16 protein-coding genes are annotated in these 16,584 nt (G+C 68.1%); 10 read left to right on the top strand and 6 right to left on the bottom strand.

Annotation, left to right across the window (positions count from 1 at the left end; genetic code table 11):
* Positions 1-23: 23 nt before the first annotated feature.
* From miaB to ACW11F_RS00615, 3 genes are all read left to right on the top strand, one after another.
* Positions 24-1,433 (top strand): tRNA (N6-isopentenyl adenosine(37)-C2)-methylthiotransferase MiaB, encoded by a 1,410-nt coding sequence (miaB, locus tag ACW11F_RS00625; protein ID WP_456994863.1) that lies wholly within the window; start codon positions 24-26, stop codon positions 1,431-1,433.
* Between the two features lie 183 nt (positions 1,434-1,616).
* Positions 1,617-1,997, top strand: a complete 381-nt coding sequence (locus ACW11F_RS00620; RefSeq protein WP_456994861.1) for a hypothetical protein — start codon at positions 1,617-1,619, stop codon at positions 1,995-1,997.
* A 204-nt stretch (positions 1,998-2,201) separates the two neighbouring features.
* The gene (locus ACW11F_RS00615; protein ID WP_456994859.1) at positions 2,202-3,311 is read left to right on the top strand and encodes an AOC03_06830 family ribosome hibernation factor; all 1,110 of its coding nucleotides are present in this window, start codon (positions 2,202-2,204) and stop codon (positions 3,309-3,311) included.
* A gap of 87 nt (positions 3,312-3,398) precedes the next feature.
* On the opposite strand, the gene ACW11F_RS00610 is transcribed toward ACW11F_RS00615, so the two are convergent.
* From ACW11F_RS00610 to ACW11F_RS00590, 5 genes are all read right to left on the bottom strand, one after another.
* Positions 3,399-4,490: an ABC transporter permease gene (locus ACW11F_RS00610; RefSeq protein WP_456994857.1), complete on the bottom strand. Its 1,092-nt coding sequence runs from the start codon at positions 4,488-4,490 to the stop codon at positions 3,399-3,401.
* On the bottom strand, positions 4,487-5,407 hold the full coding sequence (locus ACW11F_RS00605; RefSeq protein ID WP_456995850.1) for an ATP-binding cassette domain-containing protein: 921 nt from the start codon (positions 5,405-5,407) through the stop codon (positions 4,487-4,489). Before ACW11F_RS00605 ends, ACW11F_RS00610 begins: the two co-directional genes overlap by 4 nt.
* 59 nt (positions 5,408-5,466) lie before the next feature.
* Entirely contained in the window at positions 5,467-6,420 is a 954-nt protein-coding gene (locus tag ACW11F_RS00600) for an HlyD family secretion protein (RefSeq protein WP_456994855.1), read from the bottom strand.
* Complete coding sequence (locus tag ACW11F_RS00595; RefSeq protein ID WP_456994853.1) at positions 6,417-7,100, bottom strand: TetR/AcrR family transcriptional regulator; 684 nt, start codon at positions 7,098-7,100, stop codon at positions 6,417-6,419. The genes ACW11F_RS00600 and ACW11F_RS00595 overlap by 4 nt, the downstream gene beginning before the upstream one ends.
* Positions 7,101-7,226: 126 nt before the next feature.
* Positions 7,227-8,885, bottom strand: a complete 1,659-nt coding sequence (locus ACW11F_RS00590) for an amidohydrolase (protein WP_456994851.1) — start codon at positions 8,883-8,885, stop codon at positions 7,227-7,229.
* A 136-nt stretch (positions 8,886-9,021) separates the two neighbouring features.
* Between ACW11F_RS00590 and ACW11F_RS00585 the strand changes: the two genes are divergently transcribed.
* From ACW11F_RS00585 to ACW11F_RS00555, 7 genes are all read left to right on the top strand, one after another.
* On the top strand, positions 9,022-10,122 hold the full coding sequence (locus ACW11F_RS00585) for an NAD(P)-dependent alcohol dehydrogenase (RefSeq protein ID WP_456994849.1): 1,101 nt from the start codon (positions 9,022-9,024) through the stop codon (positions 10,120-10,122).
* A gap of 111 nt (positions 10,123-10,233) precedes the next feature.
* Entirely contained in the window at positions 10,234-11,235 is a 1,002-nt protein-coding gene (locus ACW11F_RS00580; RefSeq protein WP_456994847.1) for a PhoH family protein, read from the top strand.
* A gap of 26 nt (positions 11,236-11,261) precedes the next feature.
* Complete coding sequence (locus ACW11F_RS00575) at positions 11,262-12,128, top strand: hypothetical protein (RefSeq protein WP_456994845.1); 867 nt, start codon at positions 11,262-11,264, stop codon at positions 12,126-12,128.
* The gene (gene ybeY, locus ACW11F_RS00570) at positions 12,125-12,604 is read left to right on the top strand and encodes an rRNA maturation RNase YbeY (protein ID WP_456994843.1); all 480 of its coding nucleotides are present in this window, start codon (positions 12,125-12,127) and stop codon (positions 12,602-12,604) included. Before ACW11F_RS00575 ends, ybeY begins: the two co-directional genes overlap by 4 nt.
* An 87-nt stretch (positions 12,605-12,691) precedes the next feature.
* Positions 12,692-13,558, top strand: a complete 867-nt coding sequence (locus tag ACW11F_RS00565; protein ID WP_456994841.1) for an HlyC/CorC family transporter — start codon at positions 12,692-12,694, stop codon at positions 13,556-13,558.
* Positions 13,551-14,786 (top strand): lipoprotein N-acyltransferase Lnb domain-containing protein, encoded by a 1,236-nt coding sequence (locus ACW11F_RS00560; protein ID WP_456994839.1) that lies wholly within the window; start codon positions 13,551-13,553, stop codon positions 14,784-14,786. The genes ACW11F_RS00565 and ACW11F_RS00560 overlap by 8 nt, the downstream gene beginning before the upstream one ends.
* Positions 14,783-15,775 (top strand): magnesium and cobalt transport protein CorA, encoded by a 993-nt coding sequence (locus ACW11F_RS00555; protein WP_456994837.1) that lies wholly within the window; start codon positions 14,783-14,785, stop codon positions 15,773-15,775. Before ACW11F_RS00560 ends, ACW11F_RS00555 begins: the two co-directional genes overlap by 4 nt.
* Before the next feature lie 22 nt (positions 15,776-15,797).
* On the opposite strand, the gene ACW11F_RS00550 is transcribed toward ACW11F_RS00555, so the two are convergent.
* Positions 15,798-16,562: an S-methyl-5'-thioinosine phosphorylase gene (locus ACW11F_RS00550; protein WP_456994835.1), complete on the bottom strand. Its 765-nt coding sequence runs from the start codon at positions 16,560-16,562 to the stop codon at positions 15,798-15,800.
* Positions 16,563-16,584 lie beyond the last annotated feature (22 nt).

The following is a 16,584-nucleotide window of genomic DNA, read 5'->3' as shown; positions in this document are numbered from 1 at the left end:
GATCGCCGCGCCCCGGAGCAGCCATGACCACCCCGATTCCGCTTGCCGTACTCGATGACGGCCCCACCCGCCCGGCCACCGTGCGCGGCAAGTTGTTCATCCAGACCCACGGTTGCCAGATGAACGAATACGACTCCGATCGCATCGTCGACTTGCTGGCGTCGGAGGAAGGGCTGGAACTGACCGACAACGCCGAAGAAGCCGACGTGATTCTGGTCAACACCTGTTCGATCCGCGAAAAGGCGCAGGAAAAGGTGTTCAGCCAGCTCGGCCGCTGGCGTTCGCTGAAGGAAGGCGACAAGCCGGTGCTGATCGGGGTCGGCGGCTGCGTCGCCTCGCAGGAGGGCGAAGGCATCATCAAGCGCGCGCCGTTCGTGGATCTGGTGTTCGGCCCGCAGACCTTGCACCGGCTGCCGGAGCTGATCCGCGCGCGCCGCCAGTCGGGCACGCCGCAGGTCGACATCAGCTTCCCGGAAATCGAAAAGTTCGATGCCCTGCCCGAGCCGCGCGCCGAAGGCCCGACCGCCTTCGTCTCGATCATGGAAGGCTGCTCCAAGTACTGCAGCTTCTGCGTGGTGCCCTATACCCGCGGCACCGAAGTCAGCCGCCCGTTCGAGGACGTGCTGGTGGAAGTGGTGCAGCTGGCCGCGCAGGGCGTGCGCGAAATCAATCTGCTGGGGCAGAACGTCAATGCCTATCGCGGCGTCATTTCTGCAGATGAAGACGCTGACGGCGAAGCCGAATACGCCGACCTGGCGCTGCTGATCCGCGCCATCGCCGAGATCGACGGCATCGACCGCATCCGCTTCACCACCTCGCACCCGCTGGAGTTTTCGGATTCGCTGATCGAGGCCTACCGCGACGTGCCCAAACTGGCCAACTACCTGCACCTGCCGGTGCAGTCCGGCAGCGACCGCATCCTCGCGGCGATGAAGCGCGGCTACACCGCGCTGGAGTTCAAGTCCAAGGTACGCAAGCTGCGCGCCGTGCGCCCGGACATCTCGATCTCCTCGGATTTCATCGTCGGCTTCCCCGGCGAAACCGAGGCCGATTTCGAGAAGACCATGAAGCTGATCGAAGACGTCGGCTTCGACCAGAGCTTCAGCTTCATCTATTCGCGCCGCCCCGGCACCCCCGCCGCCGACCTGCCCGACGACGTCAGCGACGCCGAAAAGCACGCCCGCCTGTCGCGGCTGCAGGCGCATATCAATGCCCACAGCTTCGAGCTGTCCAAGGCCATGGTCGGCAGCGTGCAGAAGGTGCTGGTCACCGGCACCTCGAAGAAGAACGCCAACGAACTGACCGGCAAGACCGAAAACATGCGCCAGGTGAACTTCCCCGCCCCGCCGCGCCTGATCGGTCAGTTCGTCGACGTGCTGATCACCGAGGCGATGCCCAATTCGCTGCGCGGGCGGGTGGCCACCAGCGACTGACCGCGGCAGAAACTGCTGTGCTCCGGCCGGATGGAGCGGCCGGGGAGCGCCCGTGATCTCGCCACTTGCACATGGGATTGCCTTCGCCTTCATGCAGGGCAATGGGTACGCTGTGTGGCGGGATGGTCACGCACTGGAAGAGGCCACCACCCGCGTCTTCCGCAGTCCATACAGGAGCAGGCCATGAAACCGTTGGGACCCGCCATCGTGCTGCCGCGTGGCGTTGGCCACCGCATCGCCGCATTCGTGTGGTGGGGCGAGAACAGCTTTGCATGGCTTGAGCCGGATTACCTGGAGCCGGACCCGCCACCGCGCAGTGGCTTCCACGTTTGGGAGGGCGAAATCGGGGAGAAGGACGGCAACGCCTGGGCAGACGGCAAGCACGGCCGCGCCACGGTGTTCGATCGCGCCAACGCGAGGGAGAACCCGGACGTGTTCGGGCCGCATGAACTGGCGGCACTGGCGCGCTTCGACGAGCTGCTGGCCGCGCGCGGGACCACGTGGGCCGAGGAGCGCAAGCGCGTGGAGCGCCTGCTGGCAGTGGAGCTGGCCGAGCTGGACTAGCCGAACCGGCACGCAACCAGGCGCTCGATGTGGCAATCCACTGGAGTGCCCAGCGGCGGATATCCGTCCTGTGCCAACACAAATGAACCGGCAGCGACCCGCTCTGCCCATGCCGCCGTTCGCGTCATCTCACGGAATCTTCCGGCACGTATGGTGATAATCGAAGAGATGCCCGGGCAACCGGGCTTTGTCCAAGGAGAATCGATGAAAAGCCTGAAGACCGTCCTGACCGAGCTCAGGGCGCGCAAGACCAATCCCGCCATCAGCATCCTGATGCCGACCCATCGCACCTTCCCCGACAACAAGCAGGATCCGATCCTGCTCAAGAACATGGTCAAGGAAGTCGAGGAACGCCTGCTGGCGCAGATGGACAAGCGCGACGTCTGGCCGATCATGGAGAAGCTCAACGCGGTGGTCGATGCGCATGACCACAACCACAACCTGGATGCGCTGGCGGTGTTCGCCGGGGCCGACGGCGCCCAAGCCGTGCCGCTGCCGTTCGAGGTCAAGCAGCGCGCGGTGATCGACGACAACTTCGCCACCCGTGACCTGACCCGCGGCCTGCTGGATGCGGCCAATTACCTGGTGGTGGTGGTTTCGCGCACCAAGGGCCGCCTGATCGAAGGCCGCAACGAGCGCCCGGTGCGCGAATACGACCGCAATGCCAAGCTGCCGCAGCACAACTTTCCGCTGGAAAACCATTCGCTGTACAGCACCAGCGGGCATGACCGTGCACAGGCGCAGAACGAGGACAACTTCCTCAAGGAGTTCCTCAACCGCATCGACAAGGGTGTGCAGGAAGCGCAGAACCAGCGCGGTGGCGAGCGCCTGCCGCTGATCGTGATGGGCGATGCACGCAACGTCGCGCTGTACCGCGAACTGTGTGACCGCCCGGCCGACATCGTCGGTGAAGTCACCGATGCACCGGACCTGGAAGCGGATGCGTCGCACATCATCGAGTACGCGCAGAAGGCGGTGGACGCGATGCGCGAGAAGCGTCAGGAAGAGGCCCTGGCGCAGATCGGCCAGGCGCGTGGTGCCGGCCTGTTGCATGCCGACCTCTCGCAGATCTACCGCCTCGCCAGCGGCGGCAATGCCGCACGCCTGTTCGTGCGCCGCGGCTACATCCAGCCCGGCACCATGGACAGCGAGACGCTGACCATCGAGCCGCGCGACAACGCCGGCGAGGATGGCGTGATCGACGATGTGGTCGATGAACTGATCGAACTGGTCGGCGACAACGGCGGCGAAATCCATTTCATCGCCAGCGAGGCGATGGGCGAGGACCGCCTGCTGCTGCAAAGCCGCTACTGATCCGCGTTTTCGATCACGCTCAAGCCCCGCTGCGGCGGGGCTTGTCGTTTGTGGCCATGCCGTTGTGCAAGAGCGTGATGGCCGGACTCAGTCCAGCCGCTTGCGGAAGCGCAGGATCGCCAGCACCAGCATCAGCAGCGAGAACACGCTCAGCGCCAGCGCGCTCGGCCACAATTCGACCAGCGACGCGCCACGCAGCATCAGACCGCGGATCAGGCGCAAAAAGTGCGTCAACGGCAGCACTTCCGCGCCCCACTGCACCACCTTGGGCATGCCCGAATACGGGAACATGAAGCCGGACAGCAGCATCGACGGCAGAAACAGGAAAAAGGTCACCTGCATCGCCTGGAACTGCGAGCGCGCCAGCGTGGATACCAGCAGCCCCATGGCCAGGTTGGCGGCGATCAGCAGGCCCGAGGCGATGTACACATCAAGCAGGCTACCGGCGATCGGCACCTGGAACAGCCACACGCCCAAGGCCAGGATCACGCTGGTCTGGATCAGCCCGATGACGATGTAGGGCAGCACCTTGCCGACCATCAGTTCGCTGCTCGACAGGGGCGTGGCGATCAGCAGCTCCATGTTGCCGCGCTCACGTTCGCGCACGATCGCCACCGCGGTGAACAGCACCATGGTCATGGTCAGGATCACGCCGATCAGGCCGGGCACGATGTTGACCGCCGAGCGTCGTTCCGGGTTGTAGAAGGCGACCACGTTGACCGGCCGCGACGTGGTCAGCGGCGAGGCGCCCTGCCCGCCGATCGGCATCTGCGCCAGTTGCGAAGCGGCCGCCTGCACCGCGTTGTCGCTGCCATCGACCAGCACCTGCACCGCCTCGCGGCCGTCCAGCACGCGGCGCTCGAAGTCGGCGGGAACCACGATGCCGATGCTGACATCGCCACGGCGCAATGCCTCCATCGCCTGTTGCGGGGTATCGACCTGCGACTTCACGCTGATCACGCCGGTGGCCAGCATGTCCATCACCACCGCGCGCGAGGCGCTGCTGCCGGCCTCGTCGGCGATCACCGCGTCCAGCCCACGCAGGTTGGTATTGATCGCGTAGCCGAACAACAGCAGTTGCATCACCGGGATGCCGAGGATCATCGCCAGGGTGATGCGGTCGCGGCGCAGCTGCCGCAGTTCCTTGAGCATCACCGCGAACAGCCGCTGCCAGCTCATGGCCCATCCTCCCTGGCGGTGGCGGCCAACCGGCCACGGGTAGCGGCAACGAACACGTCTTCCAGATTCGGTTCCGACGGCGTGACTTCGGCTTGCTGCCCGGCCTGCGCCAGCAGTTCGCGCACCCGTTGCAGCAGGCCGTCCTCGCTCTCGCCCAGTACGCGCAACTGGTTGCCGATCTGCGCCACGCTGAGGATGCCCGGCTGCCCGTCCAGCGCATGTTGCGCGCGCCGCGGCGCGGCGGTGTGCAGGGTCAAGCTGCGACCGGCCAGTGCGGCGGCCAGGTCCGCCGGTGCGCCATCGGCGACCAGCCGGCCGCGGTCGAGGATCGCAAGACCATGGCAGCGCTCGGCCTCGTCCATGTAGTGGGTGGAGACCAGCAAGGTCGCGCCGGCATCGGCCAGTTCGAACAACCGCTCCCAGAAGTCGCGCCGCGATTCCGGGTCCACCGCCGAGGTCGGCTCGTCCAGAAACAACAGTTCCGGCTCGTGCACCACCGCCGCGGCCAGCGCCAGGCGCTGCCGCTGCCCACCGCTCAGCGTTCCAGCCAGTTGCTTCTGCCGGTCCTCGAAGCGGTATTGCACGATCAACTCATCCACCCGCGCGCGCAGCCGGCCGCGCGGCACGCTCTGCACGGCGGCGATGAACTCCAGGTTCTGGCGCACGCTGAGGTCATCGAACAGCGAGAACTTCTGCGTCATGTAGCCGATGCGCCGGCGCAGCTGCTCGGCCTGCTCGGGGATCCGCAAACCCAGCACCTCGATCTCGCCGGCGCTCGGGGTCAGCAGGCCGCACAGCATGCGGATGGTGGTGGACTTGCCCGAACCGTTCGGCCCGAGGAAGCCGTAGACCGCGCCCTTCGGCACGCTCAGATCGACGTCATCCACCGCCTTCAGTGCACCGAAGTGCTTGCTCATGCCACGGGTGCGGATGGCGATCGCACCGCTGCTGGCGTGCTTGTCGCCGGAAGCGTCCATCAGCGCGCGCCGAAGCGCACCTGCACCGGCAGGCCGGCCGGCAAGTCGGCGGCGTCCGTGTCCAGCTGCACTTCGGCCAGGTAGGACAGGCGCGCGGCGTCGTCGCCGGCCAGCGCGAAGTACGGGGTGAACGCCGGTTCGCTGCGGATCATGCGCACCCGGCCCTGCCAGACGTCCTCACGCCCTTCCACCTGCACCCGGGCGATGGTGCCCACCTCGACCTGGCTGCGCAGGGTCTGCGGCACGTAGATGCGCGCATACGGTGCTTCGCCGACCAGCATCACCGCCAGCGGCTGGCCGAGCGCGGGCTGGTCGCCGGGCTTGAACGGCAGACGATCGATCCGACCGGCGCGCGGCGCGCTGACCTCGAGCTTCTCCAGACTGACTTCCTGCGCCCGCGCCTGCGCTTCGGCGGCGGCCTGCGCGGCGCGGCCCTGGGCGATTTCCTGCGGGCGATTGCCGTGCAGCAAGGTCTCCAGTGCCTGCCGTGCGACCGCCACCTGGGCCGACGCCGAACGTGCCGCGGCGCGTGCCCGATCCACCTCGATCGCCGCCACCAGCCGCTGCCGGCCCAGCGGCTCGATGCGCCGCAGGTAACTGTCCGCTTCACCGGCCTGCGCCTGGGCCGCGGCCAGTTGCGCGCGCGCCTGGGCGATGGCCTCGCTGCGCGCGCCGGCTTCCAGCAAGTCGGTGGCTTCGCGCTGGCGCAGGGCGTCGGCACGCGCCGCCTCGGTCTGCGCCTCGATGCGGCGTGCATCCAGCCGCATCAGCAGCGCCCCGGCTTCGACCCGTTCACCTTCGCGCACGTTGATTTCGACAATGCGCTCGGCCGCCGGTGCCGGCACGCTGATGCGATCGTATTCCAGCGAGCCCAGGGCATCAGGCGCCGGCCCGCGGCAGGCGGCGAGCATGGCCACCGTGGCGAGAAATGCGGATCTGGCAATCGGTGTCATGGCGTGGCCTCCGGGCGCAGGGCCCCTTCGAGCAAGGCGATGGCATGGGCTTCGATCTCGCGCGTGCCGAGGCTCCCGGCATCGAGCACCCGGCTCCAGACCGGCAGGCCCGCGGCGGGGAACAGGGTCAGGCCGACCAGCGAAGCCACCAGCAGGGCCGGATCCAGCCCTGCCGGCAGGCGTCCCTCGCGCTGCATCGCGGAAAAACGTGCCACCAGTTGCTGCGTCACGTTCGGGCCGATGTCCTTCACCAGCAGTTCGCGGAAGGCACCGCCCTCGGTCAGCACCTCGCGTACCCACAGCGGCGGCAGCCACGGGTTGGCGGCGATCACCTGCATCATGCCGCGCACGAAGGCCACCGCCAGCGCGCGCGGATCGTCCTGCCCCTGCACCTGCTCCAGCGACTTGCGCAGGGCCGCCATCGCCGGCAGCAGGCGCTCGGCCACCAGCGCCTCGACCAGCGCCGGCTTGTCGCCGAAGTAGTAATGCAGCATCGCCGGGGTGACGCCCGCCTGCTGCGCAATCGTGCGCAAGGCGGTCCCGGCCACGCCACTGCGGGCAAAGCAGGCCAGCGTGGCATCCAGCAGCTTCTCGCGCAGGTCCACGCCGCCTGCCTCGGGACGGCCGGCCCGGCGCCGGCGCGGGGTTTTCCTGCCGGCCACTGGCGTATTCGCGTTCATGGGAAATAATTTAATTCAATGTTTAATTGATTGCAATGCGGCGCACTGCTCCGCCATCCCGGATGTGGCCGGCGTGGTCAGCAGCGGATGATCTGAAGCGTGTGGATCGTGCCGCCGATGCGCCGATCAGGGCCGCTGGTACACCGCCTTGCCATCCACAAAGGTGGCCTGCACGGTCAGCTGCGGCAGGGCCTGTGCGGGCTGCGCCAGCGGGTCTTCGGCCAGCACCACGAAATCGGCGCGCTTGCCCACCGCGAGGCTGCCGACTTCGGCTTCGGCAAAACCGGCATGGGCGGCATCCAGGGTGAAGCCGCGCAGGGCTTCCCAGGCGGTGAGTTTTTCCTGCGGCATCCAGCCACCGGCCGGTAGCCCGTCGCCATCGGTGCGGGTCACCGCGGCGTGCAGGCCCAGGCGCGGATCGACCGATTCCACCGGGAAGTCCGAGCCCAGCGCCAGGCGCACGCCGGCATCGCGGAAGCGGCGCCAGGCGTAGGCACCGGTGATGCGCTGCGGCCCGACGCGCGCCTCGGCCCAGCCCATGTCGCTGGTGGCATGGGTCGGCTGCATCGACGCGATCAGGTTCAGGCTGCGCAGGCGCGGGATGTCCTCCAGCGCAATGATCTGCGCATGCTCGATGCGCCAGCGATGGTCGCTGCGCGCGGCCGCATCACCCAGCGCCGCGGCATAGGCATCGAGCACGTTGCGATTGCCGGCATCGCCGATGGCATGGGTGGCGACCTGCACCCCGCAATCCCTGGCCTTGCCGGCGATGCGGCGCAGCTCGGCCGGCGAGGTCAGCATCAGGCCGTGGTTGCCGTGGTCGTCGCTGTAGGGTTCGATCATGGCCGCGCCGCGGCTGCCCAGCGCGCCATCGGCGAACAGTTTGATGCTGCGCATGCGCAGGCGTCCGCCGGCGTGCTGGTACAGGCCCTCGCTGCACAGCATGTCCAGCGCGGCGCCATCGCCATCGGCCATCGCGGTGATGCGCAGCGGCAGCTTGCCGGCATCGGCCAGGCGCTGGTAACGGCGCAGTCCAGCCAGCGAGACGCCGGCGTCATGCACTCCGGTCAGGCCGTGGGCCACGGCATCGGCCATGCCCAGTTCCAGCGCGCGGCTGGCGGTGGCCTCGTCCAGCGGCGGCATCGCCTCGGCGATGAAGGCCATCGCGCTGTCGATGAAGATGCCGGTGGGCTGGCCGTCGATGCGCTGGATGTCACCGCCCTCGGCCTGCCAATCCCCCTGCAGCGGGCGCGTCGCCAGCCGCATCGCCGCGCTGTTGGCCCAGCCGGCATGGCCATCGACACGGCGCAGCCACACCGGGCGCTCGGGGAACAGCGCATCCAGATCCGCGGCGCTGGGGAAGGCCTTGTCCGGCCACAGGTTCTGGTCCCAGCCGCGGCCGGTCAGCCATGCGCCCTCGGGCAGCGTGGCGGCGAATTCGCGCAGCCGCGCCAGCACGTCCTCTTTGCTGCGCAGGCCGGCCAGATTGACTTGCACATGCAGCAGGCCCAGCCCCTGCATGTGGCCGTGGGCGTCGATCAGCCCGGGGATGACGGTGGCCTCGCCCAGATCCAGCCGCTTCGCTGCCGGATACGCACGCGCCAGCGCCTCGCGTTCGCCAACGGCGAGGATGCGACCGGTATCGTCATGCACCAGCGCCTGCACGCGCGGCTGCGCCGGGTCCATGGTGTGGATGCGCGCGGCGCTGACCAGGGTTTGCGCGATGGCGGCGGGCGCGATCAGCGCGGCACAGCTTGCGGCGAGGACAAGGCGGGACAAACGCATGGGGGACTTCCGGTCGCGGGTGGAGGCTCGAGGGTGCGTGTCGCGGGCCGCCGATGCAAGCTGCAGCGCGGTGCGCGGATCGTGGTCATCGAATCCTGCTACGGTGGGGATTCCCCATCCGGACTGGAGCGCGGTCATGGCGACGATGATGAAGGCGGCGGTATTCGTGGAACCCGGACGCATCGAAGTGGTGGACAAGCCGATCCCCGACATCGGCCCCAACGACGCGCTGATCCGCATCACCACCACCACCATCTGCGGCACCGACGTGCACATCCTAAAGGGCGAGTACCCGGTGGCGAAAGGCCTGACCGTGGGTCACGAGCCGGTCGGCGTGATCGAGAAGCTGGGCAGTGCGGTGCGCGGCTACCACGAGGGCCAGCGTGTGATCGCCGGTGCGATCTGCCCCGACTTCAACAGCTACGCGGCACAGGATGGCGCACCCTCGCAGGACGGCAGTTACCTGATCGAGCACGGCCAATGCGGCGGGCATGGCTACAAGGCCACGGCGGGCTGGCGCTTCGGCAACCTGATCGACGGCACCCAGGCCGAATACGTGCGCGTGCCCGATGCGCAGGGCAACCTGGCGCCGATCCCCGACGGCCTCAGTGACGAGCAGGTGCTGATGTGCCCGGACATCATGTCCACCGGCTTCAAGGGTGCGGAGAATGCCAACATCCGCATCGGCGACACCGTGGTGGTGTTTGCGCAAGGGCCGATCGGACTGTGCGCGACCGCCGGTGCGCGCCTGCTCGGCGCCACCACCATCATCGCGGTGGACGGCAATGACCATCGGCTCGAGATCGCGCGCAGGATGGGCGCGGACGTGGCGCTCAACTTCCGCAACTGCGACGTGGTCGAGGAAGTGATGAAGCTCACCGGCGGCAAGGGGGCGGATGGCTCGATCGAGGCGCTGGGGCTGACCTCGACCTGGGCGCAGGCGCTCAAGGTGCTGCGCCCCGGCGGCACCCTCTCCAGCCTCGGCGTGTATTCCGAAGACCTGCCGATCCCGATGGCCGACTTCGCCGCCGGGCTTGGCGACCACACCATCCGCACCGCGCTGTGCCCGGGTGGCAAGGAGCGCATGCGCCGGCTGATGAACGTGATCGAGGCCAACCGCCTCGACCTCGGCGTGATGGTGACCCACGAGTACCGGCTGGAGGACATCGTCGAGGCCTACGACCTGTTCGCCAACCAGCGCGACGGGGTGCTGAAGATCGCGATCAAGCCGCACTGAAGGGAGCAGGCGCTGGCGCGCCGCGGGGCGATGCCCTGCAACCTGGCACGTGATCACGCCCCGTTGGGGCGAACTGCGCCATAGTGCGCGTCCACCATTCGATCCACCGCCATGCCGCAACGCGATTTCACCCTCGAACCGGACGACAGCGAGCGCCTGGCCAACCTGGCCGGGCCGTTCGACGCCCACCTGCGCCAGATCGAGCTGCGCCTGGGGGTGCAAGTGGCCAACCGCGGCAACGTGTTCCGCGTCAGCGGCGAGGACCCGGCGCTGCTCGCGCGCGCGGAAAAGCTGCTGCGCGAACTGTATGCGGATACCGATGGCGAAATCCTCGATGCGCATGGCGTGAACCTGCGCCTCGCGGGCGAGGCCGAGCCCGCCCCGGCCGCGTCAGGCGACGACGATTACCAGCCACAGGACGTCGCGGTGCGGGTCAAGCGCGGCACCATCAAGGGCCGCGGCGGCAACCAGAAGAAGTACCTGCACGCGATCACCCGCCACGACATCAATTTCGGCATCGGCCCGGCCGGCACCGGCAAGACCTTCCTCGCCGTGGCGATGGCGGTGGACGCGCTCAACCAGTCGCGGGTGCAGCGCCTGGTGCTGGTGCGGCCAGCAGTGGAAGCCGGCGAAAAGCTCGGCTTCCTGCCCGGCGACCTGTCGCAGAAGGTCGATCCCTATCTGCGCCCGCTGTATGACGCACTGTACGAGATGCTGGGCGTTGAAAAGGTGCTCAAGCTGCTGGAGCGCAACGTGATCGAAATCGCACCGCTGGCCTACATGCGCGGGCGCACGCTGAACGATGCCTTCGTGATCCTCGACGAGGCGCAGAACACCACCATCGAGCAGATGAAGATGTTCCTGACCCGGCTCGGCTTCGGCTCGACCGCCGTGGTCACCGGCGACCTGACCCAGATCGACCTGCCACGCCAGGTCAAGTCCGGGCTCAAGGACGCGATCGACGTGCTGCGCGAGGTGGACGGCGTCAGCTTCACCTTCTTCGAGGCGCGCGACGTGGTGCGCCATCCGCTGGTGGCGCGCATCGTCAACGCCTATGACCGCCGCGACGAGCGCGATGCCGCTGCCGCCCCGCCGCCGGCGCCCAGGGGCTAGACTGGCAGTCTGTGCCGGAGCCTGCCATGCATCGCCGCGCCGCCCGCATCCTCATCGCTCTCCTTGCCCTGTCGCTGCCGGCCATGGCCGCCGATGCACCGCCGCGGGCCTTCATCGAACACACCCACGTGATCGCGCCGCAGACCATCGGCGCCTTCCGTCTGGTCGAAAATCACTACGATCCGGCGCAACGCAGATCCGGCGTGCGCCTGCGCTATGCCTGGATCCCGAACCCGGGCATCGCGGTGGACGTGTTCGTCTACCCCGCCGGACGCGCGCCGCAGGCCGATGCGGTGGCACAGGGCATGCAGGGCTTCCGCCAGGACCTGGAAAACGCCGCCGCCTCGGGGCTGTATCGCAACATGCAAATCGGCGAAGCGCAGCCGTTCCCGCTCGATGCGGAACCGCCGGCTGCGGCTGCTCAGCCATCGGCAAACGAGGACCTGGAAGCACGCGTCACCCGAGCCATTGCCGAGCAGGCCACCGTCGGCATGCGCATCGCGATCAGCGCGCAGACCGGCGAAGGCGCTCTCGACCTGCATTCGCGCGGCTATCTGTTCCACCGCCAGCTCAATTTCTTCAAGGTGCGCGTCTCGGTACCGGCCCGGGCCATGCCCGCGGACGAGTTCGACGGCATCGCCGACCATGCCGCGCGCACGCTGGTGGCGGGAATCGAGGCGCTCAACATCGGCGCATGCGGCAACAAGACCATCGAGATCGACAGCCAGGCACGTGGCGACGAGGCGGCGATCGCACTGGTGCGTGCGACCGGCCGAATCCTCACCGAGAATTGCGCGCTGTCCGAGGTGGATGGCAAGCTGGCGCAGAAAGCCCGCGATACGCACGTGACGCGGTTCGATTTCGAACCCGGCGAATGGAGCGCGTCGCCATGAACCGGCAGCCGATGCAACTGGAGGTCAGCCTCAGCTACGGCGCGCCACGCAAGGGTGTGCCGGCGCCGGCCAGTTTCCGCCGCTGGGTGCGGGCAGCGCTAGAGGGCCGGGTGCGCGATGCCGACCTCGCCATCCGCATCGTCGATGCCGAGGAAGGCCGCGCCTTCAATCGCCATTACCGCGGCAAGGATGCGCCCACCAACGTGCTCAGCTTCCCCGCCGAGCGCCCGCCGGGCCTGCCGGCCAAGGCGCGCTTCCCGCTGCTTGGCGACCTCGTGATCTGCGCGCCGGTGGTGGCCAGCGAAGCCGCGGCGCAAGGCAAGGCGCTGAACGCGCATTACGCTCACCTCACCGTGCATGGCACGCTGCATCTGCTCGGCTGGGATCATCAGGACGATGCCGATGCCCAGGCGATGGAGCAACTGGAGCGGGAAATCCTCGCCGGGCTGGGTATCGACGACCCGTACCACGACTGAAACCGGCACCCGATCCATCCACTGCACGGGATTCACATCGGCAGCGGTTAGACTGCAAACTCCTTCTGCGATCCGCCATCGCGCTCCATGACCGACGAACCTGACAGTAGCCCCGCGCCCGGTGAAGGGCGCACGGAAACACGAAGCTGGCTGCGCCGCCTCGGCGCGGCATTCTCCGGCGAGCCGACCACCCGCGGCGATGTGCTCGACTTCCTGCGCGATGCGCATGCCGACGGCCTGCTGGAGCTGGACACGCTGCGCATGATGGAAGGCGCGATCGCGGTATCGGAACTGACCGTGGGCGACGTCATGGTGTCACGCTCGCAGATGGTCACGCTGCAGGTGGACGTGGACATGCGCACCGCGCTGGAGACGGCGGTGGAATCCGGTCATTCGCGCTTTCCGGTGCACGGCGAGGACAAGGACCAGATCCTCGGCGTGCTGCTGGCCAAGGATCTGCTCAAGACCATCACTTCCGATGGCCGCATCACCCTGCACGACCTGCTGCGCCCGGCCTTCCTGATCCCCGAATCCAAGCGCCTGGACCTGTTGCTGCGCGAATTCCGCCTCTCGCGCAATCACATGGCGATCGTGATCGACGAATACGGCGGCGTCGCAGGCCTCGTCACCATCGAAGACGTGCTCGAGCAGATCGTCGGTGACATCGATGACGAGCACGACGACGCGGAAGACGAAAACGCGCTGATATCGCCGCGCCCCGACGGCCAGTACCGGGTCGATGCGCTGACCCCGATCGAGGACTTCAACGAGCGCTTCGGTGCCGACTTCGACGACGACGAATACGACACCATCGGCGGCCTGGTGATCGATGCCATCGGCCACCTGCCCGAAACCGGCGAGGAGCTGACCATGGGTCGCTTCGTGTTCCGCGTTGCCGATGCCGATGCGCGCCGCGTGCATGCGTTCCATGTCGGCGTCTCGGGCGATGCCTGAGCACGAACGGCGGCACATGGCGAAGATGCGTTCCGTCAGCTGGTATCCGCGCCTGGCCAGCTGCGTGCTGCTGCTCTTCGGTCTGCTGCTCACCGCTCTGCCCGGCCACGCCGCGCCGCGCATCGGCGTGGTCACCATGCAGCCGGGCGAGGTGTTCTGGGAGCGCTTCGGCCACGACGCGATCGTGGTCGATGACCCGCTGCACGGGCCGATCTCCTACAACTTCGGCTATTTCGACCTCGACGAACCCGACTTCGTTGTGCGCTTCCTGCGCGGCCGCATGAGCTACCAGCTGGTCGCGCTGCCGCTGGAAGTCGATCTGCGGCAGTACCGCGACAATGGCCGCGGCGTGCGCGTGCAGTGGCTCGACCTCAGTCCGCAGCAGGCGAACAGGCTGGCCGCCGCGCTGGCCGAAAACGCGCTGCCGGAAAACGCGCGCTACGACTACGACTATTTCCGCGACAACTGCGCCACGCGGGTGCGCGATGCGCTGGATTTCGCCCTCGATGGCGCGCTCGGGCCGCAGCTGGGCGCACGGTCGCATGGACTGACCTACCGCAGCGAGGCGACGCGACTGGCCGCGCCCGCACCCTGGATGTGGCTCGGCTTCCAGCTGGGCCTCGGGCCGAACGCCGACCGGCCGCTGTCGCTGTGGGAGGAGAGCTTCATCCCGATGCGCCTGGCCGACGCCCTGCGCGATGCGAAAACCGCCGCCGGCACACCGCTGGTGCTGGCCGAGGAGGAGTGGCTGCCGCACCGGCTGGACGCGGAGCCGTCCTCGGGCACGGCGCGCCTGTCGCTGTTCGCCGCCCTCGGCCTGCTGCTGGCGACGCTGTTGTATTACGGCGCGCGACAGAAGCCGCGCGCGGCCGCCGGGTTCGCGCTCGGCTTCTGGCTGCTGTGCGGGCTGCTCGGTGTGCTGATGCTGTACCTGTGGCTGGGCAGTGCGCACTGGTCGGCCTGGCGCAACCACAACCTGCTGCTGCTCAATCCGCTGGCCTGGCTGCTGCTGCCCGGTGCCTGGGCGCTGCTGCGTGGCCGCCCGCCATCGCCGCGCTTCCGGCTGTGGTTGTGGCTGCCCGCCGCGCTGGCACTGCTGGCGCTGGCGCTCGCCGCCATCGGCATCGACCATCAGGCCAACGCAGCCTGGATCGCGCTGCTGCTGCCGCTGCACCTGGCGCTGGCGATGTCATGGGCGCGCCGTGCGCGTGCAGGAACCGCTCCATGAGCACGCCGGCAGCCGACGTCCGCGGCGTGGTCAATTGCGCGGTTTACCGTGATGGTCGCCGCGAGGACATCCCTCTTGACGCCATCAGCGATGCGTTGGCACGCGATGATGGCGGCTTCGTCTGGGTTGGCCTGTACGAGCCGGAGGAAGCCCTGCTGGAGCGGCTGCAGGAGGAGTTCGGCCTGCATGATCTGGCGATCGAGGATGCGCACAACGCACACCAGCGGCCGAAGATCGAGGCTTTCGGCCCGACCCTGTTCATCGCGGTACACACCGCGCAGCGGCTCGCCGATGACGTGCGCTTCGGCGAAACCCATGTGTTCTTCGGCCAGCGTTTCCTGCTCACCGTGCGCCATGGCGGCTCGCTCAGCTTCGCCGCGGTGCGTGAGCGCCTGGAGCGCGAACCCGAGCGCCTGTGCATGGGCCCGGCGGTGGCGCTGCATGGCGTGCTGGACTTCATCGTCGACAACTACCAGCCGATCATCGACGACTTCCAGCACGAGCTGGGCGAACTGGAGCAGGCGATCTTCGCCGAGGACTTCCACCGCGAAACCGTGCAGCGGCTGTACATGCTGCGCAAGGATCTGACCCGCATGCGCATGTCGGTGGCGCCGCTGCAGGACATCCTGGCCCAGCTCATGCGCTCGGAGGGCTTGGGCATCCCGGAGGAGGCGCGGCCCTATTTCCGCGACGTGCGCGACCACGCCGGGCGCACCATCGACATCATCGACGTGCTGCGCGAGACCGCCGGTGCAGCGATGAGCGTGAACCTGTCGCTGGTCAATTACGCGCAAGGCGAAGTGGTGAAGAAACTGGCCGGCTGGGCCGCGCTGCTGGCATTGCCGACGCTGGTCGCGAGCTGGTACGGGATGAACTTCGAGGGCATGCCGGAGCTGCACCGCAAGTACGCCTACCCGGTATTGATCGGCCTGGTCGCCCTTGGCTGCCTGCTGCTGTATCGCTATCTGAAGAAGGTGCGCTGGCTGTAGCGTCGCCTGCCGCCGCGGGCACTCAAGGCTGTGCCAGCAGCGCCTCGATCAGCCGCGCCACCTCGCCCATCGCGGCGGCGACATTGGCCAGCACCTCGCCCATGGTGATGACTTCGTCCGGGTCCGGGCCGGCACCGGCCGCCCAGTTGGCGACGATGCCGAGGCAGGCATAGTCCAGCCCCAGTTCGCGCGCCAGCGCGGCTTCGGGCATGCCGGTCATGCCGACCAGGTCGCAGCCTTCCAGGCGCATGCGCGCGATCTCGGCACGCGTTTCCAGACGCGGTCCCTGGGTCACCCCGTAGCAGCCACCATCGACCAACATCACATCGGCGGCTGCGGCCGCCTGCAACACGCGTGCGCGCACCTGCGGCGAATAAGGCTCGCCGAAATCGACGTGCAACACCTCGCTGCCCGGCTCCTCGCACAGCGTCGAGATGCGCCCCCAGGTGTAGTCGATCAACTGATCGGGCAGCACCAGCGCGCGCGGCGCACAGGCCGCGCCGATGCCGCCCACGGTATTGAGCGCCAGTACCTGGCCTGCACCCAGTGCCTTCAGCGCCGCAAGGTTGGCGCGATAGTTGATGCGGTGCGGCGGCAGCGAGTGGGCTTCGCCATGGCGCGCGAGGAAGGCCACGCGTCGGCCATGCAGCAAACCGATGTGCACCGGCCCGGAGGGCGCACCATACGGCGTCACCGGTTGCTGTGCCTCGGCATCCGCCAGTTGCGCCAGCGCGTACACGCCGGTGCCGCCGATGATGGCGAGGTCAATGGGCGCATGTCCGGGCATGGGGCTCTCCAGTGACGAGGTG

Source organism: Luteimonas sp. e5 (assembly GCF_054031035.1).
This window is presented reverse-complemented; position numbering and strand designations above follow the sequence as displayed.

Excerpts from the sequence above, each read along its gene's own strand:
- ACW11F_RS00575 (WP_456994845.1), top strand. The coding sequence starts at position 11,262 with ATGCATCGCCGCGCCGCCCGCATCCTCATCGCTCTCCTTGCCCTGTCG.
- ACW11F_RS00600 (WP_456994855.1), bottom strand. The coding sequence starts at position 6,420 with ATGACACCGATTGCCAGATCCGCATTTCTCGCCACGGTGGCCATGCTC.
- ACW11F_RS00550 (WP_456994835.1), bottom strand. The coding sequence starts at position 16,562 with ATGCCCGGACATGCGCCCATTGACCTCGCCATCATCGGCGGCACCGGC.
- ACW11F_RS00620 (WP_456994861.1), top strand. The coding sequence starts at position 1,617 with ATGAAACCGTTGGGACCCGCCATCGTGCTGCCGCGTGGCGTTGGCCAC.
- ybeY (WP_456994843.1), top strand. The coding sequence starts at position 12,125 with ATGAACCGGCAGCCGATGCAACTGGAGGTCAGCCTCAGCTACGGCGCG.
- ACW11F_RS00555 (WP_456994837.1), top strand. The coding sequence starts at position 14,783 with ATGAGCACGCCGGCAGCCGACGTCCGCGGCGTGGTCAATTGCGCGGTT.
- ACW11F_RS00580 (WP_456994847.1), top strand. The coding sequence starts at position 10,234 with ATGCCGCAACGCGATTTCACCCTCGAACCGGACGACAGCGAGCGCCTG.
- ACW11F_RS00590 (WP_456994851.1), bottom strand. The coding sequence starts at position 8,885 with ATGCGTTTGTCCCGCCTTGTCCTCGCCGCAAGCTGTGCCGCGCTGATC.
- ACW11F_RS00610 (WP_456994857.1), bottom strand. The coding sequence starts at position 4,490 with ATGAGCTGGCAGCGGCTGTTCGCGGTGATGCTCAAGGAACTGCGGCAG.
- ACW11F_RS00565 (WP_456994841.1), top strand. The coding sequence starts at position 12,692 with ATGACCGACGAACCTGACAGTAGCCCCGCGCCCGGTGAAGGGCGCACG.
- miaB (WP_456994863.1), top strand. The coding sequence starts at position 24 with ATGACCACCCCGATTCCGCTTGCCGTACTCGATGACGGCCCCACCCGC.
- ACW11F_RS00615 (WP_456994859.1), top strand. The coding sequence starts at position 2,202 with ATGAAAAGCCTGAAGACCGTCCTGACCGAGCTCAGGGCGCGCAAGACC.
- ACW11F_RS00585 (WP_456994849.1), top strand. The coding sequence starts at position 9,022 with ATGGCGACGATGATGAAGGCGGCGGTATTCGTGGAACCCGGACGCATC.
- ACW11F_RS00595 (WP_456994853.1), bottom strand. The coding sequence starts at position 7,100 with ATGAACGCGAATACGCCAGTGGCCGGCAGGAAAACCCCGCGCCGGCGC.
- ACW11F_RS00560 (WP_456994839.1), top strand. The coding sequence starts at position 13,551 with ATGCCTGAGCACGAACGGCGGCACATGGCGAAGATGCGTTCCGTCAGC.
- ACW11F_RS00605 (WP_456995850.1), bottom strand. The coding sequence starts at position 5,407 with ATGAGCAAGCACTTCGGTGCACTGAAGGCGGTGGATGACGTCGATCTG.